This is a genomic window from Streptomyces sp. NPDC091279, assembly GCF_044757465.1.
In the GTDB taxonomy this organism is placed as follows: domain Bacteria; phylum Actinomycetota; class Actinomycetes; order Streptomycetales; family Streptomycetaceae; genus Streptomyces.
Map to the genome: position 1 here is coordinate 147,120 of NZ_JBIVVA010000014.1, position 18,323 is coordinate 165,442.

General features: G+C 72.4%; 14 protein-coding genes. 11 read left to right on the plus strand and 3 right to left on the minus strand.

The annotated features are described in order from the left end of the window. Window positions 1-138: 138 nt before the first annotated feature. The 5 genes from ACIQOU_RS31220 to ACIQOU_RS31240 all read left to right on the plus strand — a co-directional run bounded on the left by ACIQOU_RS31220 (window position 139) and on the right by ACIQOU_RS31240 (window position 9,875). Window positions 139-2,268 (plus strand): CDP-glycerol glycerophosphotransferase family protein, encoded by a 2,130-nt coding sequence (locus tag ACIQOU_RS31220; RefSeq protein WP_401542117.1) that lies wholly within the window; start codon window positions 139-141, stop codon window positions 2,266-2,268. Between the two features lie 164 nt (window positions 2,269-2,432). Then, window positions 2,433-4,640 carry a CDP-glycerol glycerophosphotransferase family protein gene (locus tag ACIQOU_RS31225; RefSeq protein WP_401542119.1) on the plus strand — a complete coding sequence of 736 codons (2,208 nt, stop codon included), beginning with the start codon at window positions 2,433-2,435 and terminating at the stop codon, window positions 4,638-4,640. A 7-nt stretch (window positions 4,641-4,647) separates the two neighbouring features. Further along, window positions 4,648-6,864, plus strand: a complete 2,217-nt coding sequence (locus ACIQOU_RS31230; protein WP_401542122.1) for a CDP-glycerol glycerophosphotransferase family protein — start codon at window positions 4,648-4,650, stop codon at window positions 6,862-6,864. Continuing rightward, on the plus strand, window positions 6,861-8,168 hold the full coding sequence (locus ACIQOU_RS31235) for a hypothetical protein (protein WP_401542124.1): 1,308 nt from the start codon (window positions 6,861-6,863) through the stop codon (window positions 8,166-8,168). The genes ACIQOU_RS31230 and ACIQOU_RS31235 overlap by 4 nt, the downstream gene beginning before the upstream one ends. 99 nt (window positions 8,169-8,267) lie before the next feature. Continuing rightward, a complete protein-coding gene (locus ACIQOU_RS31240) occupies window positions 8,268-9,875 on the plus strand; it encodes a hypothetical protein (protein ID WP_401542126.1) in 1,608 nt (535 codons plus the stop codon). On the opposite strand, the gene ACIQOU_RS31245 is transcribed toward ACIQOU_RS31240, so the two are convergent. Next, a complete protein-coding gene (locus ACIQOU_RS31245) occupies window positions 9,865-10,278 on the minus strand; it encodes an organic hydroperoxide resistance protein (protein WP_401542129.1) in 414 nt (137 codons plus the stop codon). The two genes, ACIQOU_RS31240 and ACIQOU_RS31245, sit on opposite strands and share 11 nt — an antisense overlap. 120 nt (window positions 10,279-10,398) lie before the next feature. Here ACIQOU_RS31245 and ACIQOU_RS31250 point away from each other — a divergent pair, with 120 nt between their 5' ends. The 4 genes from ACIQOU_RS31250 to ACIQOU_RS31265 all read left to right on the plus strand — a co-directional run bounded on the left by ACIQOU_RS31250 (window position 10,399) and on the right by ACIQOU_RS31265 (window position 14,546). Beyond that, window positions 10,399-10,896, plus strand: a complete 498-nt coding sequence (locus ACIQOU_RS31250) for a MarR family winged helix-turn-helix transcriptional regulator (protein ID WP_401542132.1) — start codon at window positions 10,399-10,401, stop codon at window positions 10,894-10,896. Window positions 10,897-10,971: 75 nt separating this feature from the next. Then, window positions 10,972-12,267: a glycosyltransferase 87 family protein gene (locus ACIQOU_RS31255; protein ID WP_401542134.1), complete on the plus strand. Its 1,296-nt coding sequence runs from the start codon at window positions 10,972-10,974 to the stop codon at window positions 12,265-12,267. 37 nt (window positions 12,268-12,304) lie between these two features. Next, window positions 12,305-13,342: a UDP-glucose 4-epimerase GalE gene (gene galE / locus ACIQOU_RS31260; protein ID WP_401542137.1), complete on the plus strand. Its 1,038-nt coding sequence runs from the start codon at window positions 12,305-12,307 to the stop codon at window positions 13,340-13,342. A gap of 244 nt (window positions 13,343-13,586) precedes the next feature. Beyond that, a complete protein-coding gene (locus ACIQOU_RS31265; protein WP_401542140.1) occupies window positions 13,587-14,546 on the plus strand; it encodes an alpha/beta fold hydrolase in 960 nt (319 codons plus the stop codon). Between the two features lie 128 nt (window positions 14,547-14,674). Here the strand turns inward: ACIQOU_RS31265 and ACIQOU_RS31270 are convergent, their stop codons facing one another. After that, entirely contained in the window at window positions 14,675-15,319 is a 645-nt protein-coding gene (locus ACIQOU_RS31270) for a response regulator transcription factor (protein WP_401542142.1), read from the minus strand. A 55-nt stretch (window positions 15,320-15,374) separates the two neighbouring features. Next, complete coding sequence (locus ACIQOU_RS31275) at window positions 15,375-16,001, minus strand: TetR/AcrR family transcriptional regulator (protein ID WP_401542145.1); 627 nt, start codon at window positions 15,999-16,001, stop codon at window positions 15,375-15,377. Between the two features lie 218 nt (window positions 16,002-16,219). Here ACIQOU_RS31275 and ACIQOU_RS31280 point away from each other — a divergent pair, with 218 nt between their 5' ends. Further along, entirely contained in the window at window positions 16,220-17,134 is a 915-nt protein-coding gene (locus ACIQOU_RS31280; protein WP_401542147.1) for an ABC transporter permease, read from the plus strand. Next, complete coding sequence (locus ACIQOU_RS31285) at window positions 17,127-17,966, plus strand: ABC transporter ATP-binding protein (protein WP_401542150.1); 840 nt, start codon at window positions 17,127-17,129, stop codon at window positions 17,964-17,966. The genes ACIQOU_RS31280 and ACIQOU_RS31285 overlap by 8 nt, the downstream gene beginning before the upstream one ends. Window positions 17,967-18,323: the final 357 nt, after the last annotated feature.

Consider the following 18,323-nt stretch of genomic DNA (forward strand, 5'->3'; position numbering starts at 1 on the left):
CGCGGGTCCCGCCCTTTCGGCTGCCCGGCCGGTCCCCCGTATGCCGCAGGGAACGTAACCAAGTCACTCCTTCGGCCGTTCCCGGCAAAGGCCCGTTCGACGACGGGCCGACCGTCCTCGCCGACCCATGGATGTGCCTTGCCCAGGTTCAGTGTCATCGTCCCCGCGTACAAGGTGCAGGCGTATCTGACCGCCTGCCTGGAATCGGTGCTGTCGCAGTCGTACCCGGACCTGGAGGTCATCGCGGTCGACGACTGTTCGCCGGACGGGAGCGGGGCGGTCATCGAGGAGTTCGCGGCGCGGGACGCGCGGGTGCGGGCGGTGCGGCTGGCGGAGAACCAGGGGCTCGGCAAGGCCCGTAACGCCGGGATGGCGCGGGCGAGCGGTGACTACCTGGTGTTCCTGGACGGCGACGACACCCTCGCCCCGCACGCGCTGCGCTCGATCGCCGACCGGCTGAAGGAGACCGGCGATCCGGATGTGCTGGTCTACGACTACGCGCGGCTGTACTGGACCGGTGAGACCGTCCGCAACAAGGCGGCCGTCCAGCTCAGCGAGGAGGGCCCGGCGCCGTTCCGTCTGGAGGACCGGCCGGGGCTGCTGCGGCTGCTGATGGTGGCGTGGAACAAGGCGTACCGGCGGGAGTTCGTGCTCCGGGAGCGGTTCCTGTTCCCGCCGGGCTACTACGAGGACACGCCGTGGACGTATCCGGTGCTGATGGCGGCGGAGTCGGTGGCGACCCTGGACCGGGTGTGCGTGCACTACCGGCAGCGCCGGGCGGGCAACATCCTCTCCACCACGGGCCGCGCCCACTTCGACGTCTTCGACCAGTACGACCGGGTCTTCGCGTACGTCGGGACGCGTCCCGAACTGGCGCGCTGGCAGCCGGTGTTGTTCCGGCGGATGGTCGATCACCTGCTCACCGTGTACACCCGCAAGGACCGGTTGCCGCGTGCCGCCCGCGCCGAGTTCCTGCGCAAGGCCCGTACGTATTACCGGCGTTACCGGGTCCCGGGCCTCGATCTCACGCCGGGTGCGCGGCTGCGGCACGTCCTGGTCAGGCGCGGCCTGCACCGCACGTACCGCACCCTCCAGTGGGCGGCGTCCACACGCCGTCGCGTCCGCAGGATCGGCGTCACGTCCCGGCGGGCGCTGCGCACTTCGGCGTTGCGGCTGCACTACCGCGTGCAGTGCCGGTTGCCGTTGCGGGCCGACCGTGCGGTGTTCACCGGCGACGACGGGCACGGCCACGGCTGTCATCCGGGCGCGCTGGAGGAGGCGTTCCGCGCGCACGCCCCGCAGCTGCGCACGGCGTGGGTCGCGCGGCCCGAGCACCACCACACGATCCCCTCGGCCACGGCCCGTATCGCGCCGGACTCGGCCGCGTACTGGACGGCGCTGGCCCGCTCCAAGTACCTGGTCAGCAATGCCCACTTCGAGCCCGGCATGGTCAAGCGGCGCGGCCAGATCATGGTCCAGACCCACCAGGGCACCCCGCTCAGCCACTTGGGCCTCGACCTCCTGGAACGCCCTGCGGCAGTACGGGAGTTGGACTTCGAGGCGCTTCTCAAGGACGTCGACCGCTGGGACTACGTGGTCTCCGCCAACCGCCACTCCACGCTGACCTGGGAACGCGTCCACCCGGGCACCTACACGACCCTGGAGTACGGCAGCCCGCGCAACGACGTGTTCCAGCGGGCGACTTCGGCGGACGTGACCCGGCTGCGCGCCTCGCTCGGCATCCCCGAGGACACGGTCGCGATCCTCTACGCACCGGCCCGCCGCGCCTTCCGGCGTACCCAGCACTGCCCACTGGACCTGGAGCGGATCGCCCGCGAACTCGGCCCCGGCTTCACGATCCTGGCCCGCACCCACGCCTCCCTCGACGGCCCGCCGCCCCCCGGCGTCCTGGACGTGAGCGCCCACCCGAGCGTCCCGTCGCTCTGCCTCGCCTCGGACGCCCTGCTGACCGACCACTCGTCCCTGATGTTCGACTACGCCAACCTGAACCGCCCGATCATCCTGCACACGGCCGACCACGAGACGTTCAAGGCGGCCGAGGGCACGTACATCGACCTCCACGCCACCCCACCGGGCCCCACCGCCCGAACGGAGGACGACCTGATCACCCTCTTCACCACGGACCACTGGCGATCCCCCGCCGCCACCCGCCAACGAGCCCATTTCCACTCCCACTTCTGCCCCCAGGACGACGGCAGAGCAGCGACCCGAGTGGCCCGCCGGGTGCTCCTGGACAACCCCGGCTGAGAAACACAGCCAAGGGGCGCGGGGTCCCTGCCAACGAGCGTCCCGGCAACGCCGGTCAAGGGGCGCGGGGCTGTATTCGATAGGCGGCTCCGCCGCGCGAGCGCGACCAGCCCCACGGCGCCGCACCCGAAAAACAACCCGATCCCCCGGAGAGAAAGACAAGAATGCCCCGCTTCAGCATCATCGTCCCGTCCCACGGGGTGACCGGCCGCCTACCCGAGGCCCTGGACTCTGTCCTCTCCCAGTCCTTCGGCGACTTCGAGCTGATCCCGGTCCACGACACCCCCACCGACGCGCCTGCCGCCACCGAAGTCACCGCCGGCCACCAGGCACGGGACTCCCGAGTCACCCCCGTGCACTCCCCCCCGTCGGCCGGCCTGGCGGCGGCCCGCCGCACGGGACTCCACACGGCGACCGGCACGTACGTCCTCTTCCTCGACGGCGACGACACCCTCGCCCCGGGCGCGCTGGCAACGCTGGACGCCCGCCTGCGGGAGACGGACGACCCGGATGTCCTGCACTTCGAGCACGAACGCGTCCCGTGGTGGGAGGGCCCTGCCACCAACCCGGCCGCGCTCCTGGTGCCGAAGACCCCACCGGACGCCTTCCACCCCGAGGAGGTCCCCCGCCTGACCGGCGTCCACCTCCCGGCGTGGAGCGCCGCCTACCGCCGCGCCTTCCTCGCGGAGCACGAACTCACCTTCAACGACGGCGACTTCACGGACGTGTCGTTCGGCGGCCTGACCATGCTGGCGGCCACCCGCGTCGCGGTCCTGCGCACGGTCCTGGTCCGCCACCTGGTCCGCAGGCAGGGCAGCCGGATGGCCCTCCCCGAGGCCGAGCACCTCGAACTCCTCGACCAGGTCGACCTGTTGCTGACCCGCGCGGCCGAACTCGGCACCCCGGCACGGCGGACGGGCCCGCTGTTCGAGCAGCTCTTCGCGCTGGTGCTGAAGACGGCCGCCCGCCCCCGCCGCCTCGGCTCCAGGCGCCGGGACTTCTTCCGCCGGGCGAGCATCCTGTACCGACGGCACCGCCCGGCCGGGTACCGCGCCCCGGGCGGCAGCGTCGGCGTGCAGCACCGGCTCCTCGCGGCCGGTTCGTACCCGGCGTTCCAGGCGCTGCGCGGCGCCAACCGCGCGGTGTCCGGGTCGCTGGCCCGGCTGCCCCGCCCGCGTGGCCTGCGCACCCGGCTGCGGTACGCGCGTGCGCTGCGCCGCCCGTTGGACGAGAACCTCGCGGTGTACTGCGCCTACTGGGGCCGGGGTTACGCGTGCAGCCCGGCGGCGATCCACGCGAAGGCGGCTGAACTCGCCCCGCACATCAGGTCGGTGTTCCTGGTGGAGCCGGAGGCGGTGGCGTCGGTGCCGGAGGGCGTGGAGTACGCGGTGATCGGCTCGCACCGCGCCTGGGAGCTGCTGGCCCGCGCCACGTACCTGGTGAACAACGCCAACTTCGCCGAGGGTGTCGTCAAACGGCCGGGCAGCGTGCACGTCCAGACGCAGCACGGGACGCCGTTGAAGAAGATGGGGGTCGACCAGTCGACGTACCCGGTGGTGGCCGCGGCGACCGGCAGTTTCACCAAGTTGCTGGGCCGGGTGGACCGTTGGGACTACAACCTGTCGTCGAACCGGCACTCCACCGAGGTGTGGGAGCGCGCTTTCCCGGGCTCCTACGAGCAGTTGGAGTACGGCTATCCGCGCAACGACGTCTATCTGACGGCGACCGCCGACGACGTGGCCCGTATCCGGCGTGAACTCGGCGTCCCCGAGGGCAGGACGGCGGTGCTGTACGCGCCGACCCACCGCGACCACCACACCGGGTTCGAGACCGGCCTCGACCTGGACGCGTTCTGCCGGGCGGCCGGTGACGACGTGGTCGTGCTGCTGCGGGCGCACTACTTCTACGACGAGGGCCGGGCGCTGGGCGACGGCCGGGTCATCGACGTGACCGGGCACCGCTCCTCCGAGGATGTGTGCCTGGCCGCCGACGCGCTGATCACCGACTACTCGTCGATCATGTTCGACTACGCCAACCTGGACCGGCCGATCGTCGTGTTCGCCGACGACTGGGAGGTCTACCGGGAGACCCGGGGCGTCTACTTCGACCTGCTGGCTGCGCCGCCCGGCCCGGTCGCGCGCAGTGCCGAGGAGCTGGCGCGGGTCTTCGCCGACGGCTCGTACGCGGGGCCCGCGTCGACGGCGGCGCGGGCCCGATTCCGGTCCCGTTTCTGCCAGTTCGACGACGGGCGGGCCGCCGAGCGGGTCGTGCGCCGGGTGCTGCTCGGTGAGCCGCCCGAGGCGATCCCCCCGCTCACGCCGCTCGCCGAGCGCGTCCCGGCCCCCGCCGCCGCCCCCCTCGTAAGGAGCTGACCCCGCAGTGCCCCGCTTCAGCGTCATCCTGCCCGTCTTCAAGGTGCAGGGCTTTCTGCGCGAGTGCCTCGACTCGGTCCTTCAGCAGTCGTACCGGGACCTGGAGGTGATCGCCGTCGACGACTGTTCCCCGGACGGCTGCGGCGCGATCCTCGACGAGTACGCCGCCCGCGACCCCCGGGTGCGGGTGCTGCACCTGCCTGAGAACGTCGGCCTCGGCCGGGCCCGCAACGCCGGGATGCCGCAGGCCACCGGCGACTTCCTGTTCTTCCTGGACAGCGACGACACCCTCACCCCGGGCGCGCTGCGGGCGATGGCCGACCGGCTGGCGGAGACCGGCGATCCGGATGTGCTGGTCTTCGACTACGCGCGCACCTACTGGTGGGGCGGCACCCGGCGCAACGTCCTCGCGCAGATCCTCGCCGACGCGGCCGAGGGGACGTTCACGGTCGCCGAACGGCCGGAGATCCTGGACCTGTTGATGGTCGTGTGGAACAAGGTGTACCGGCGGGAGTTCGTCGCCGAGCACGGGTTCGTGTTCCCGCCCGGCTACTACGAGGACACCCCGTGGACGTTCCCGGTGCTGCTGAGCGCGGGGCGGATCGCGACGTTGGACCGGATCTGTCTGGACTACCGGCAGCGGCGCCAGGGCAACATCCTGTCCACCACGAGCCGTAAGCACTTCGACATCCACGACCAGTACGCGCGGGTCTTCGCGTTCGTCGACTCCCGCCCGGAGCTTGTGAGTTGGCGGCCGTATCTGCACGCCAAGATGGGTGAGCACTGTCTCGACATCCTCTCCAAGCCGGACCGGCTGCCGCCCGCCGACAAGGCCGAGTTCTTCCGCCGCACGGCCGGGATGTTCCGCGCCCACCGCCCCGACGGCGTGCGGGTGCCGCCCGAACTGCGGGTGCTGGAGGGGAGTTACGCCGTCTACCAGTCCCGTCGGCAGGCGGGCCGTGCGGTGCGGGAGCTGGCCCGCCGCGCCCAACGCCCCCGTAAAGCAGCGGCCGTTCGCCTTGCCCGCACGCGCGACGCGGTCACCGCTCGCCGTTCCCTGGACCCGAACCTGGTGGTGTACTCGGCGTTCTCGCACCGGGGTGTGCTCGGTGACCCGGGGGCGATCTATCTCAAGTCCCGTGAGATCGCACCGCAGTTGCGCGGGGTGTGGGTGGTGCGGGACGAGGAGACGGCCGCGCTGCTGGCACCGGACGTCGAACGTGTCGTGCTCGACTCCCCGGAGTACCGCCGGGTCACCGCGCGGGCCTCCTTCTTCGTCAACAACGTCAACTGGCCCGGCACGCTGGCCAAACGGCCCGGCAGCGTCCACATCCACACCCACCAGGGCACCCCGCTCAAGTACATGGCGGCCGACCTGCTCACCAAGCCGGGCGCCCGGCACGGCGTCGACGTGCCGCAGATGCTGCGCCGCGCCGACCGCTGGGACCACAGCCTGGTCGCCAACCTGCACTCGGAGCGGGTGTGGGAGCGGGCCTACCCCTGCCACTTCACGTCGGCGAGGACCGGCAGCCCGCGCAACGACGTCCTGGTCGCCGCGCCCGCCGCCCGGACCCGCGAGGCCCGCGAGCGCCTGGGCATCCCCGCAGGTCACACCGCCGTGTTGTACGCGCCGACCCGGCGTGAGTACCGCAGGGGCGGGCATGTCGAGCGGATCGACCTGGCCCGGTTCGCCGCCGATCTGGGGCCCGGCCACACCCTGGTCGTGCGGCTGCATCCGTCGCTGGCCACCGGACACGCGCGCGGCCTGGGCCTGTCGGACCTGCACCGGCGGGGCGTCCTGGTCGACGCCACCGACGTCCCGCACGTCGAGGATGTGCTGCTCGCCGCCGATGTGCTGGTGACCGACTACTCGGCCCTGATGTTCGACTACGCCCTCCTGGACCGGCCGATCGTCGTGCACGCCGACGACTGGGGCGCCTACACCGCGAGCCGGGGCGTGTACTTCGACGTCACCGCCGCGCCGCCCGGCCATGTGACCGCTTCCTACCGGGAGTTGGCGTGGCTGTTCGCGTCCGGGACCTGGCGGGACGCGGAGTCGGCCCGGCACCGGGGCCAATTCCGGGACAGGTTCGGCCAGTTCGACGACGGGCGGGCCGCCGAGCGGGTGGTGCGGACCCTGCTCCTCGGCGAGGACATGCCCGCGCCGGGCGACCCCCGGGTGCCGTCGCCGCAGTCGGCCCGCGACCTGCTCGCCTCCTCGTGAGGCCGCGTACCTGGGTGCTGCTCCTGGCCGCCGTCTTCGCCGTGCTCCAGCTCGCGAACGTCACCGGCCGGGACACCCCCGACACCAAGAACTACCTGGCGTACGCGCTGCTCCTGCGCGGCGACGACACCCGGGCCGCGACCGCCGCCACCGTCGCCTACGTCTGCGCGGGCGAGGCGACCATGGCCCACCGCAACCAGCTCGTGAACGTCGTCCACTTCCACGCCCCCGATCCGGCGCCCCGGGTGGCCGCGCGGTGCCGGGCGGCGCAGTGGCGGGGCGTGGAGCAGCGGCTGCGGGCCGGGGACACCGGCGCGCACACGGTGCCGTTCGCGTCGTACCGGTTCCAGCGGATCTTCGAGGTGCGGCCGGGGTATCCGGCGTTCCTGGTGCCGTTCCTCACGCTGTTCGGGGTGACCTGGGGGCTGTGGCTGGCCGGGGTCGTCGTGACGGTCGCGGGCGGGGTGCTGGCGTTCCTGATCCTGCGGGCGCTGGCCGTGCCGGTGCCGTTGGCGCTGACCGGGCAGGCGCTGTTCTATGTGCTGCCGTGCGGGACGACGGCGATGCGGCCGATGACCGAGGGGCTGTTGCTGGCGTTGACGCTGGCCGCGCTGTGGGGCTGTGCGCTGGTGCTGCGCGGGACGCGGCCGCGGGCGGGGCTCGCGCTGGTCGGCGGTGCGCTGCTGGCGCTGTTCACGGTGAAGCACTCGCAGGCGCTGTTCCTCGGCCTGTGCCTGGCCGGGGCGGGCGCGCTGATCGCCGTTGCCCGGCGTCGTGGGGGCCGGGCGCCGGGGCGCGGGGTGGTGGCGGTGGCCGGGATCGGTCTGGGCGCGGCGCTGGGGACGTTGCTGCTGGCGCGGCTGCTGCACTATCCGTCGGAGTCGGAGAGCCTCCAGGATCTGCTGACGGATCACTTCGCGCGGCCCGACCGGGCCCGGCCGTGGGCGGACTTCCTGCGGCTGACGGTCAACTTCTGGGTGGAGTGGACGCGCCGGCAGCTGTGGGAGCCGGTGTTCGTGGCGGCGCTGGCGGCCGGGGCGTGGGGCGCGTCGCGGCGGCCCGCGTTCGGGGCGTTCCTGGTGGCGGGCGCGGCCACCGGGGTGCTGACGCAGGCCGGGCATCCGGACATCGGGATCTGGGGGGACCGGCTGATCGTGCTGGCGTGGCTGCTGCCGGTGCTGGGGGTGCCGTTGCTGCTGGAGCCGGTGGTGCGGGCGCGGGTCGGTGTGCCGGGCCAGGATCAGGGCCAGGGCCAGGGCCAGGGCCAGGGTCAAGGAGAGCGGGCAGCTCACTCGATGAGGTGAAAATCAGCCGATCTGCTCACCCGACAAGGTGATGGTCGGTCATATGGTTGACGGGCTCGGGAAGATACCGCAAATGCCCCGAGCTACCCCTTCCTCCTCGTGAGCGCCGGTCTCGGCGTCCGGCGGGCGACGCGTGGCGCGACGGCGCTGCGCGGCGGCCGGTTCTGGCGTCCGACGCCGTTCCAGCTGTGCGGTCTCGTGTTCTGGCTGGTGATGTCGCTGGCCTACTGGCGGGTGCCGCTGTGCTGCGACGCCGGTCAGCACGCGGCGGTCGTCGAGCGCCTCAAGGCGTCCCTGTTCGCGCCGCGTCATCCGATGGCCGACCTGCCGGGCGCGGGCAGCCCGTACTACTCGCCGTACGCGGTGGCCGAGGGTGTGTTCGCGCGGCTGACCGGCCTCGGCGGCTGGGAGGTGCTGCGTCTTGCGGGGCCGTTGAACCTGGTGGTGCTGCTGACCGGCGTGGGGCGGCTGGTGCGGGTGCTGACGGCCCGGCCGTGGGCGCCGGTGCTGGCGCTGGCCGCGATGACGCTGCTGTGGGGCACCGAGCGGGCCTGGTGGAGCGGGTACCTCGGGCTGATGTCGATGACCGGCAACCTCGGCTACCCGTCGACGTGCGCGATCGGCCTGACGTTCTGGGCGTGGGCGCTGACGGCGGAGCGGGCCCGCAACGCCGGTCGGATGCGGTACGTCGGCCCGAGCGGGCTGCCGAACCTCGCCGGGTACGCGAGCCTCGGGGTGCTGTACGGGCTGATCCTGCTGGTGCACCCGATCACGTCGGTGGCGGCGGCGCTGGGCGCGGTGGCGTTCGTGGCGGGCTGGCAGCGCGGCTGGGGTGCGGAGGTGCTGGGCCGCTGGGCGCTGGCGGGGGCGACGGCGCTGCTGGTGGCGGGCGCGTGGCCGTACTTCGACGTGTTCGCGCTGGCCGGTGATCCCAGCGTCGACGCCGTGCACCGGCGGCTCTACGACACGCTCGGCGGCCATTTCTGGCTGGCGGCCATCGGGCTCCCGGCGCTGTGGCTGCGGGCCCGGCGCACCGCGCGCCCGGGCTCGGTGTGGTCCTGGGCGCGTGATCCGCTGGTGCTGCTGTTCCTGCTCGACTGCCTGGTCGTGACGTACGGCTGGGTCAGCGGGCACTACACCTACGGGCGGATTCTGGGGCTGACGCTGGTGCCGCTCCAGTTCGCGCTGGCGGTGGAGCTGGCGGCGCCGCGCCCCTGGCCCACCCGGCGCCGGGTGCTCGGGTGGGTCGCGGCGGTGGGTGCCGGGGTCGGGTTCCTGTCCGTGCAGGCGGGGGCGGTGGTGCCGAGGGCGCTCGATCCGGTGGGGTTCGAGCAGCCGCCGCGCTGGCCCGCGTACACCTGGGCGGCGCGGCACATCAAGCCGGGCGAGCCGGTGATCACCGAGGGCTACTACGCCGGTCACGCGCTGGCCGGGTACGGCGCCGATCTCGCGGCGCCGGCCTGGCCGGACGCGTCGTTGGACGAGCGGGAACGGCTGCGCCGGGTCGCCGACGTCCGCGCCTACCTCGCCCGCGACTCGACCCGCGCGGGGCGTGCCGCCGTCGCCCGCCGGTACCGCGTGCGCTGGCTGCTGCTGACGCGCTGGCACCGGGTGCCGGAGGAGGCGGTGGTGGTGGCGTGGAACCGGCGGACCGGGGAGGTGCTGGCGCGGGTCGGGTCGCCGGGGTCGGCGGGGGTCACTCGATGACGAGGTCGACCTCGATGTTGCCCCGGGTGGCGTTGGAGTACGGGCAGACCTGGTGGGCGGTCTCGACCAGCGTGCGTCCGGTGGCCTGGTCCACGGTGTCGGGCAGCTCGACGCGGAGGGTGACCTTGAGGCCGAAGCCCTCGCCCACCTTGCCGATGCCGACCTCGGCGGTCACGGCGGCGTCGCTGACGTCGACCTTGGCCTGCTTGCCGACGAGGCCGAGGGCGCTGCCGAAACAGGCGGCGTACCCGGCGGCGAACAGCTGCTCGGGGTTGGTGCCGTTGCCGTCGCCGCCGAGCTGCGGCGGCATGGCGAGCTGGAGGTCGATCTTGCCGTCGGAGGAGACGGCACGGCCGTCGCGGCCGTGGGTGGCGGTGGCGACGGCGGTGTAGAGCGCGTCCATGGAGAACCATCCCTCTCGAAGTCGTGTCCGGCGGCTCCTGGGGTGCCGCCTCACAGCAGAAGTAGAGCACACAATTCAATTGGGCACAACTAAATGGCTCGCCGGGGCTATCCTGGGCTCATGACCACGCCCTCCGCCGACTGGCTCCGCCTCGACCAGCAGATCTGCTTCTCCCTGAACGCCGCCTCGCGCGCCTTCGGCGGCCTCTACCGCGTGATCCTCAAGGACCTCGGCCTCACCTATCCGCAGTACCTGGTGATGCTGGCGCTGTGGGAACACGGCGAACTGCCCGTCAAGAAGCTCGGCGAGCAGCTGCGCCTCGACTCCGGCACCCTCTCCCCGCTGCTGAAACGGCTGGAGACGGCCGGTCTGGTCCACCGCGAACGCAGCGCCCGCGACGAACGCTCGGTGGAGATCCGCCTCACCGCCGAGGGCACCGCCCTGCGCGAACGGGCCCTGGAGGTGCCCCGCCGCATCGCCACCGCGACCGGCTTCGACATCGAGGAGATCGGCGCCCTGCGCACCCGCCTCGACGCCCTCACCTCGGCCCTGGACGCGGCGACCCACCGGGAGGCGAGCGCGCCGACGTCCGCCCCACAGCCACCGCCGACCTCCTAGCCGTTGCGACTCTTACCGACCATTAGTCGCGTATAGGCACGGACCCGGCATACGGGCGGCTTACGATCCGCCGTGATGAAAGCCTCCCCACGTGCCATCACGGACATCCTGCGCAACGTCGCCGGCGCCCACCGGCTCCTCGTTCTCGCCGTCGGCTGGGCCCTGAGCCGCGCCCTGATGCTGTGGCTGCTCGTCGAGAGCGGGTCGCCCGCGCTGCGCTGGGGCGGCGTCGCCCGGGAGGTGTGGCGCCTCTACCACCACTGGTACGGCGTCCTCGCGCACGGCGTCTTCCCGACCCACGACCCGCTCTGGCAGTACCCGCCGGGTGCGGGTCCGGTGCTGCTCGCGCCCGCGCTGCTGCCGGGGCTGACGTACTTCCAGGCGTTCGTCGCCCTCACTCTCGTCGCCGACGCGGCCGTCACGGCGTCGCTCGCGCGCGCGGGTGCGCGTCCCGGCCGTTCGCTGCGGGGCGCCGCCTACTGGACCGGGGGCCTCCCGCTGCTGCTGCACCTCCCGTTGGCCCGCTACGACGTGCAGGCCACGGCGTTCGCCGTCATCGCCCTGTTGACGTTGTCGCGCTCCACGCGTGCGTGCGGGGCGCTGGCGGCACTCGGCGCCCTGGTGAAGGTGTGGCCGGTGCTGGTGCTGCTGGGCGTGACGAAGGGGCGGGCGACGAGGTCGTCGTGGAGCTGGGCCGCCGCGACCGGCGCCGGTGCCCTCGGCGTGCTGGCCGCGCTCTTCAGCCACCCCCTGTCCTTCCTGCGCGAACAGGGCGGCCGGGGTGTGCAGATCGAGTCCCTCGGCGGCACCGTGCTCGGCCTCGCGACCCACGCCGGCTGGCCCGGGAAGGTCCGCTACCGGTACGGCGCCTTCGAGTTCACGGGACCGTACGTCCGTACGGTGGCGCACGCTTCCCTCGCGCTCACCGCGCTGGCGTTCGCGCTGATGCTGCTGTGGCGGCTGCGGGCCCGCCGCTGGAGCCCGGCCACGCCCTACGACGCCGCGCTCAGCGCCGTGCTGCTCTTCACGGTGACCAGCCGGGTCATCAGCCCGCAGTACCTGATCTGGCTGCTCGGCCTGGCCGCCGTCTGCCTGACCTCGCGGCACACCACGCAACGCCCGGTGGCGGCCCTGATCCTCGCGGCCACGGCCGTCAGCACCGTCGTCTACCCGGTCCTGTACGACCAGGTCAGGGAGTGCACCTGGACGGGGTGCGGCCTGATGGTGCTGCGCAACGGCCTGCTGCTGGCGGCGGCCGTCGTGTCGTTCACGCGTCTGTGGCGCACGACCCGGCCCCTCGCGCTGCCGCCGCTGACCCGAGGCGCCCGGCTCCCCGCCCCCGCCCTCGGCGCGCCCCGCCTGCTTCACTGATACCGGGAACAGGCCAACTGACGAGGGGACGGCCGACATGACCTGGCTCATCACCGGCGGCGCCGGATACATCGGGGCACATGTCGTGCGCGCGATGACGGCGGCGGGCGAGCGGACCGTGGTGTACGACGACCTGTCGACGGGGGCCGCCGAACGGGTGCCGGACGGCGTGGAGTTGGTGACGGGCTCGACCCTGGACGGCGAACGGGTCGCCCGCGCGCTCGCCGACCACGAGGTCACCGGCGTCATCCACCTCGCGGCGAAGAAGCAGGTCGGCGAGTCCGTCCACCTCCCCCTGCACTACTACCGGGAGAACGTCGAGGGCCTGCGCGTCCTGCTTGAGGCGGTCACGTCGGCCGGGGTCGGGGCGTTCGTGTTCTCGTCGTCGGCGGCGGTCTACGGCATGCCGGACGTCGACCTGGTGACGGAGGAGACGCCCTGCGTGCCGATGTCGCCGTACGGCGAGACCAAGCTCGCCGGTGAGTGGCTGGTCCGCGCCACCGGTCACGCCAGCGGCCTGGCCACCGCGTCCCTGCGGTACTTCAACGTCGCCGGCGCCGCCTCCCCCGACCTCGCCGACACCGGCGTCACCAACCTGATCCCGATGATCTTCGAGCGGCTCGGCGCGGGCGAGCCCGCCCGGATCTTCGGCGCCGACTACGACACCCCCGACGGCACCTGCGTGCGCGACTACATCCACGTCGTCGACCTCGCCAAGGCCCATGTCGCCGCCGCCCGTGCCCTGCGCGCCGGTCCCGGTCGCGCTCTGACCCTCAACATCGGGCGGGGCGAGGGCGTTTCGGTGCGCGAGATGATCGACCGGGTGGGTGCCGTCACCGGTCAGGTCCGCGCCCCGCTGGTCGTCCCGCGCCGCCCCGGTGACCCGGCGAGCGTCGTCGCCTCGGCCGCCCGCGCCCACACCGAGCTGGCCTGGAAGGCCCACCACGACGTCCAGGACATGATCACGTCGGCATGGGCGGGCTGGGTGCGCACGCATCCGGAGGCGGACACCCGCCCGGAGGCAGGCGCCCGTCCGGTTGCGGGCCCCACCGACCTGCCCACGACCCCGGCCTGACTCCAACAGGCCTCGCAGCAGGGGCCGTTGCCGTCCGGGCCGACGGCGACGCGTCGACGCGCCCTGACCTGTCCGCCTGCACCTCGATCACGTCAACTTCCCAAGTTCCGCTGGGAGCACGGTAGTTACAGTGCGATCGGCGTGATCACAGGCGGACCAGGAAGGCGTGGACGGCATGGGTGACTTGGGCGGCAGGGGCCGCAAGGGTGGCAGGGGCGATACCGGCGACCGGGGCGAAGGACGGATGACGGCCGGGTCGTCGGGGCCGAGTCGGCGTGCGCTGGTGGGGCGCGGTGCGCTGGCCGCGCTGTCCGTCACCGGTGTCGGCGCCGGGCAGGCTTCCGCCGCCGACGACGGCGCCGGGCGGGGCGGAGTGGAGGGGCCGGCCGTGCCCTGGGAGCCCGTGCCGGTGCCGGAACAGGTGCCGGTGACCGAACACCGGGTGCCGGTCGCCGGGGGCGGCAGCCTGTGGTGCTGGGACACCGGCGGCAACGGGGAGCCCGTCGTGCTGCTGCACCCCGGCTCCGGCAGCGGCGAGAGCTGGCCGTACCAGCAGCCGGTGCTGGCCCGCGCCGGGTTCCGGACGATCGGCTACTCGCGGCGCGGCGCCCACGGTTCGGTGGCCGGGGACCCGGCCCGCGCGGACACCGTCTCCGGCGATCTGCACACCCTCGCCGACCAACTCGGCCTGGACCGTTTCCACTTGGCCGCGTCGGCGGCGGGCGGCCAGGTCGCCGTCGACCACGCCCTGTCCCATCCGGAACGGCTGCGCAGCCTCACCGTCTCCGGCAGCATCATGGGCATCTCGGACGCCGACTACACCCGGCTCTCCGCGTCGCTGCGGCCCGCCGGGTTCTCCCAACTGCCCGTCGAGTTCCAGGAGTTGGGCCCCTCCTACCGGGGCGGCGACCCGGCCGGTGTGGCGGCCTGGCTGGCGATCCACGCGCGGGCCAGGACGGACGACGCGTTCAGCCAGACGTTCGCCCACACCATCACCTGGGCGGCCCTGGAGACCCTCGCCCTGCCGGTCCAGCTGATCACCGGCGACGCGGACCTCTACTCCCCGCCCTCCGTCAAGCGGCTCATCGCCCGGCACCTCCGGAACGTCGAGACCCACGTCATCACCGAGGCGGGCCACAACCCCCACTGGGAACAGCCCGCCGCCTGGAACCACACCCTGCTCACCTTCCTGAACCAACACTGACCAGCCCCGAGTTCGCGACCCGGGCATGAAATCCCGGTCCGCCTCACCAACCCGGCACCGCGAAGTCCCGTCCCCCGCCCCCGCCCACGCACCCGGAACCGGCACCGGCACCGGCAAGTCCCGTCCCGTTACCGGTTGTTGAGGTAGGCCAGCACCGCCAGCACCCGGCGATGCCCGCTGTCACTCGCCGGGAGCCCGAGCTTCAGGAAGACGTTGCCGATGTGCTTGTGGACCGCGCGTTCGGTGACGACGAGGGTCCGGGCGATCGTCGCGTTGTCGCGGCCCTCCGCCATCAACCCGAGCACCTCACGCTCGCGGGGCGTGAGCGCGTCCAGCGGAGAGTCCTTGCGGCGGGTGAGCAGCTCGGTGACGACCTCGGGGTCGAGGGCCGTACCGCCCGCCGCGACCCGCTCCAGGGCGTCGAGGAACGCGTCGACCCGGCCGATCCGGTCCTTCAGCAGATAGCCGAGCCCGCCCGCGCCCCCGGCCAGCAGCTCGGCGGCGTACGACTCCTCCACGTACTGCGAGAGCACCAGCACCGGCAGCCCGGGAATCCGCTCCCGCGCCTCAAGCGCCGCGCGCAGCCCCTCGTCCCGGAACCCGGGCGGCATCCGGACATCGAGCACGGCCGCGTCCGGACGGTGTTCGAGCAGGGCGGGCAGCACCTCGGGGCCGGTGACCGCGACGCCGACCACCTCGTGCCCGGCAGACGTCAACAACAGGACGAGGCCCTCCCTGAGCAGGGCGTTGTCCTCAGCGATCACAACTCTCACGGCAGCACCGTCCAGGCTCGGGCCGCCGTGCGGCGACGTTGCGCGGGCAGCCTACTCACAGTGCCTTCAGCGCGGCGGCGGTGGCCCGGGCCAGCGACGGCAGATACGACTTGGGCAGCTTCGGGGTGCGGATGACGACGGCACGCCAGTAGAGGGGGCCGGAGATCAGGTCGAGGGCGAGGTCCTCGTCGATGTCCTGGCCGACCTCGCCGCGCCGGGCGGCCGCGACGACGATCTTGCTGGCGACGCCCTCCTGGCCCTCCCGCAGCGCCTTCTGCATCGCCTCGGCGATCTCCGGGTTGCGGGCCGCCTCGGCCTGGAGGTCCGGGATGATCTGGGAGGCCACCGGGTGCCGCAGGGCGCGCGAGGTCACCTCGTACAGCAGCCGCAGGTCACCCTCCAGGGAACCGGTGTCCGGAGCCGGCAGGCCCTGCACCGCGAGCGCCGACACCACGTCGAGCACCAGGTGCAGCTTGGAACGCCACCGCCGGTACACCGCCGTCTTCCCGACCCCGGCGCGCCGCGCGATGCCCTCGATGGACATGCGCGCGTACCCGACCGCCGCGAGTTCCTCGAAGACGGCCGCCCGGATGGCCTCCGTCACGTCCTCCCGCAGAACGGCCGCCCCGGCGGGGGCACGGCGGCGCGGACGCGTCTGGGGCTCGTCGGCGTTCGTCGTCATGCCGACCAGCATAGGCCGTCACGACGAAACGGTTGCGTCCCGACGTCGATTCGGCCTACGCTCACGTTGCGACGATACGGTCCCGTCCCGACGTAAGAAAACGTGAAGAGAAGCGTAAGGAAACGTCGGCCGCCGGGCACCCGCCGCCCACCAGCCTTCACCCCCACCCCGTCTCCTCCCCTCCCCTCCCTCCCCTCCCCCGAGCGAAAGCAGCGGATGTGAGCCAGGTCATCGACACACCGCCCCCGGCGCCGGCCCACGCCGACGGCGAACTCGCGGCGCTCGCCGCCCGCCACGGCCTCTCCGTCAGCGGCGCCCGCCCCAGCCTGTCGGCGTACGTCCGCCAGCTGTGGGCCCGGCGCCACTTCATCAGCGCCTTCTCCACCGCCAAGCTCACCTCGCAGTACAGCCAGGCGAAGCTCGGCCAGGTCTGGCAGGTCATGACGCCGCTACTGAACGCGGCCGTCTACTACTTCATCTTCGGCGTCCTGCTGGACACCAAGCGGGGCGTGCCCGACTACATCCCGTTCCTGGTCACGGGCGTCTTCATCTGGACCTTCACGCAGAGTTCGATCATGGCGGGCACCCGCGCGATCTCCGGCAACCTCGGCCTGGTGCGGGCGCTGCACTTCCCGCGGGCGGCGCTGCCGATCTCGTTCTGCCTCCAGCAGCTCCAGCAGCTGCTGTTCTCGATGGGCGCCCTCGTGGTGATCCTGCTCTGCTTCGGGGTGCCCGTCTCGGCGTCGTGGCTGCTGGCGGTGCCCGCGCTGGTGCTCCAGTTCGTGTTCAACGCGGGCATGTCGATGATCATGGCGAGGATGGGCGCGAAGACCCCGGACATCGCCCAGCTGATGCCGTTCCTGCTGCGCACCTGGATGTATGTGTCCGGCGTGATGTGGAGCATCGACAAGCTCACCAAGAAGGACCACCTGCCGCACGTCGTGACGGTGGCGCTGGAGACCAACCCGGCCGCCGTCTACATCGACCTGATGCGGTACTCGCTGATCGACACCTTCCACTCCAGCCAGCTGCCGCCGCACGTGTGGCCGGCGGCGGTCGGGTGGGCGCTGCTCGCCGGAGTCGGCGGGTTCATCTACTTCTGGAAGTCCGAGGAGACGTACGGCCGTGGCTGAGAACACCCCCGAGCTGATCCCCACCGTCGTCGCCGACGGCGTCGACATCGTCTACCGGGTCAACGGCACCGGCGCCGGACGCGGCACCGCCACCGCCGCCCTCAACCGCATGCTGCGCCGCGGGCAGACCGAGAAGGCGGCCGGCGTACGCCGCGTGCACGCCGTCAAGAACGTGTCGTTCGTCGCCTACCGCGGCGAGGCGATCGGCCTCATCGGCACCAACGGCTCCGGCAAGTCGACGCTGCTCAAGGCGGTCGCGGGGCTGCTCCCGGTGGAGAACGGCCGCATCTACACCGACGGCCAGCCCTCCCTGCTCGGCGTCAACGCCGCGTTGATGAACGACCTCACCGGCGAGCGCAACGTCTACCTCGGCGGCCTCGCCATGGGCATGTCCCGCGAGCAGGTCAGGGACCGCTACGACGACATCGTCGACTTCTCCGGCATCAACGAGAAGGGCGACTTCATCACCCTCCCGATGCGCACGTACTCCTCCGGGATGGCGGCCCGGCTGCGCTTCTCCATCGCCGCCGCCAAGGACCACGACGTGCTCCTCATCGACGAGGCGCTGGCCACCGGCGACCGCAAGTTCCAGAAGCGCTCCGAGGACCGCATCCGCGAACTGCGCAAGCACGCCGGCACCGTCTTCCTCGTCAGCCACAACAACAAGTCCATCCGGGACACCTGCGACCGGGTCCTCTGGCTGGAACGAGGCGAACTCCGCCTGAACGGCCCCACCGAAGAGGTCCTCCAAGAATACGAATCCTTCACAGGCGACAAATCCACCCAGAAGCCCCACCCAAAAACCCCAAAGAAAACCCCAATCCCGGCCTAACCAACTCCAGTAACCAGCCGACCAACGGCGGGCCGACGCCCGGCTTCCCCTTTCAGGGGCGCAAGCCTGTAGCCAACGGCGGCGCAACACCCGGCTTTTGCTTTTAAGGGGCGCGGGGCTGTTATCGATATGCGGCTCCGCCGCGCGGGCGCGACCAGCAGGGCCGAGCAGCTAGCCAACGGCGCTGCAACGCCCGGCTTTTAAGGGGCGCGGGGAACTGCGCGACCAGCCACGACGGCGCAGCACCCGCCCGACAACCTGGTCGTGGAACGACGATGAAGGCGCCCGGGACCATCAAGGTCCGGGGCGCCTTCATCGTCGTTGAAAAGAAGGGGCGTCAAAGCAACGCCCCTCAAG

What these genes read in the sequence shown, in the direction of transcription:
- ACIQOU_RS31265 (WP_401542140.1), top strand. Translation starts at nt 13,587, where the DNA reads ATGACGGCCGGGTCGTCGGGGCCGAGTCGGCGTGCGCTGGTGGGGCGC.
- ACIQOU_RS31250 (WP_401542132.1), top strand. Translation starts at nt 10,399, where the DNA reads ATGACCACGCCCTCCGCCGACTGGCTCCGCCTCGACCAGCAGATCTGC.
- ACIQOU_RS31255 (WP_401542134.1), top strand. Translation starts at nt 10,972, where the DNA reads ATGAAAGCCTCCCCACGTGCCATCACGGACATCCTGCGCAACGTCGCC.
- ACIQOU_RS31245 (WP_401542129.1), bottom strand. Translation starts at nt 10,278, where the DNA reads ATGGACGCGCTCTACACCGCCGTCGCCACCGCCACCCACGGCCGCGAC.
- ACIQOU_RS31275 (WP_401542145.1), bottom strand. Translation starts at nt 16,001, where the DNA reads ATGACGACGAACGCCGACGAGCCCCAGACGCGTCCGCGCCGCCGTGCC.
- galE (WP_401542137.1), top strand. Translation starts at nt 12,305, where the DNA reads ATGACCTGGCTCATCACCGGCGGCGCCGGATACATCGGGGCACATGTC.
- ACIQOU_RS31225 (WP_401542119.1), top strand. Translation starts at nt 2,433, where the DNA reads ATGCCCCGCTTCAGCATCATCGTCCCGTCCCACGGGGTGACCGGCCGC.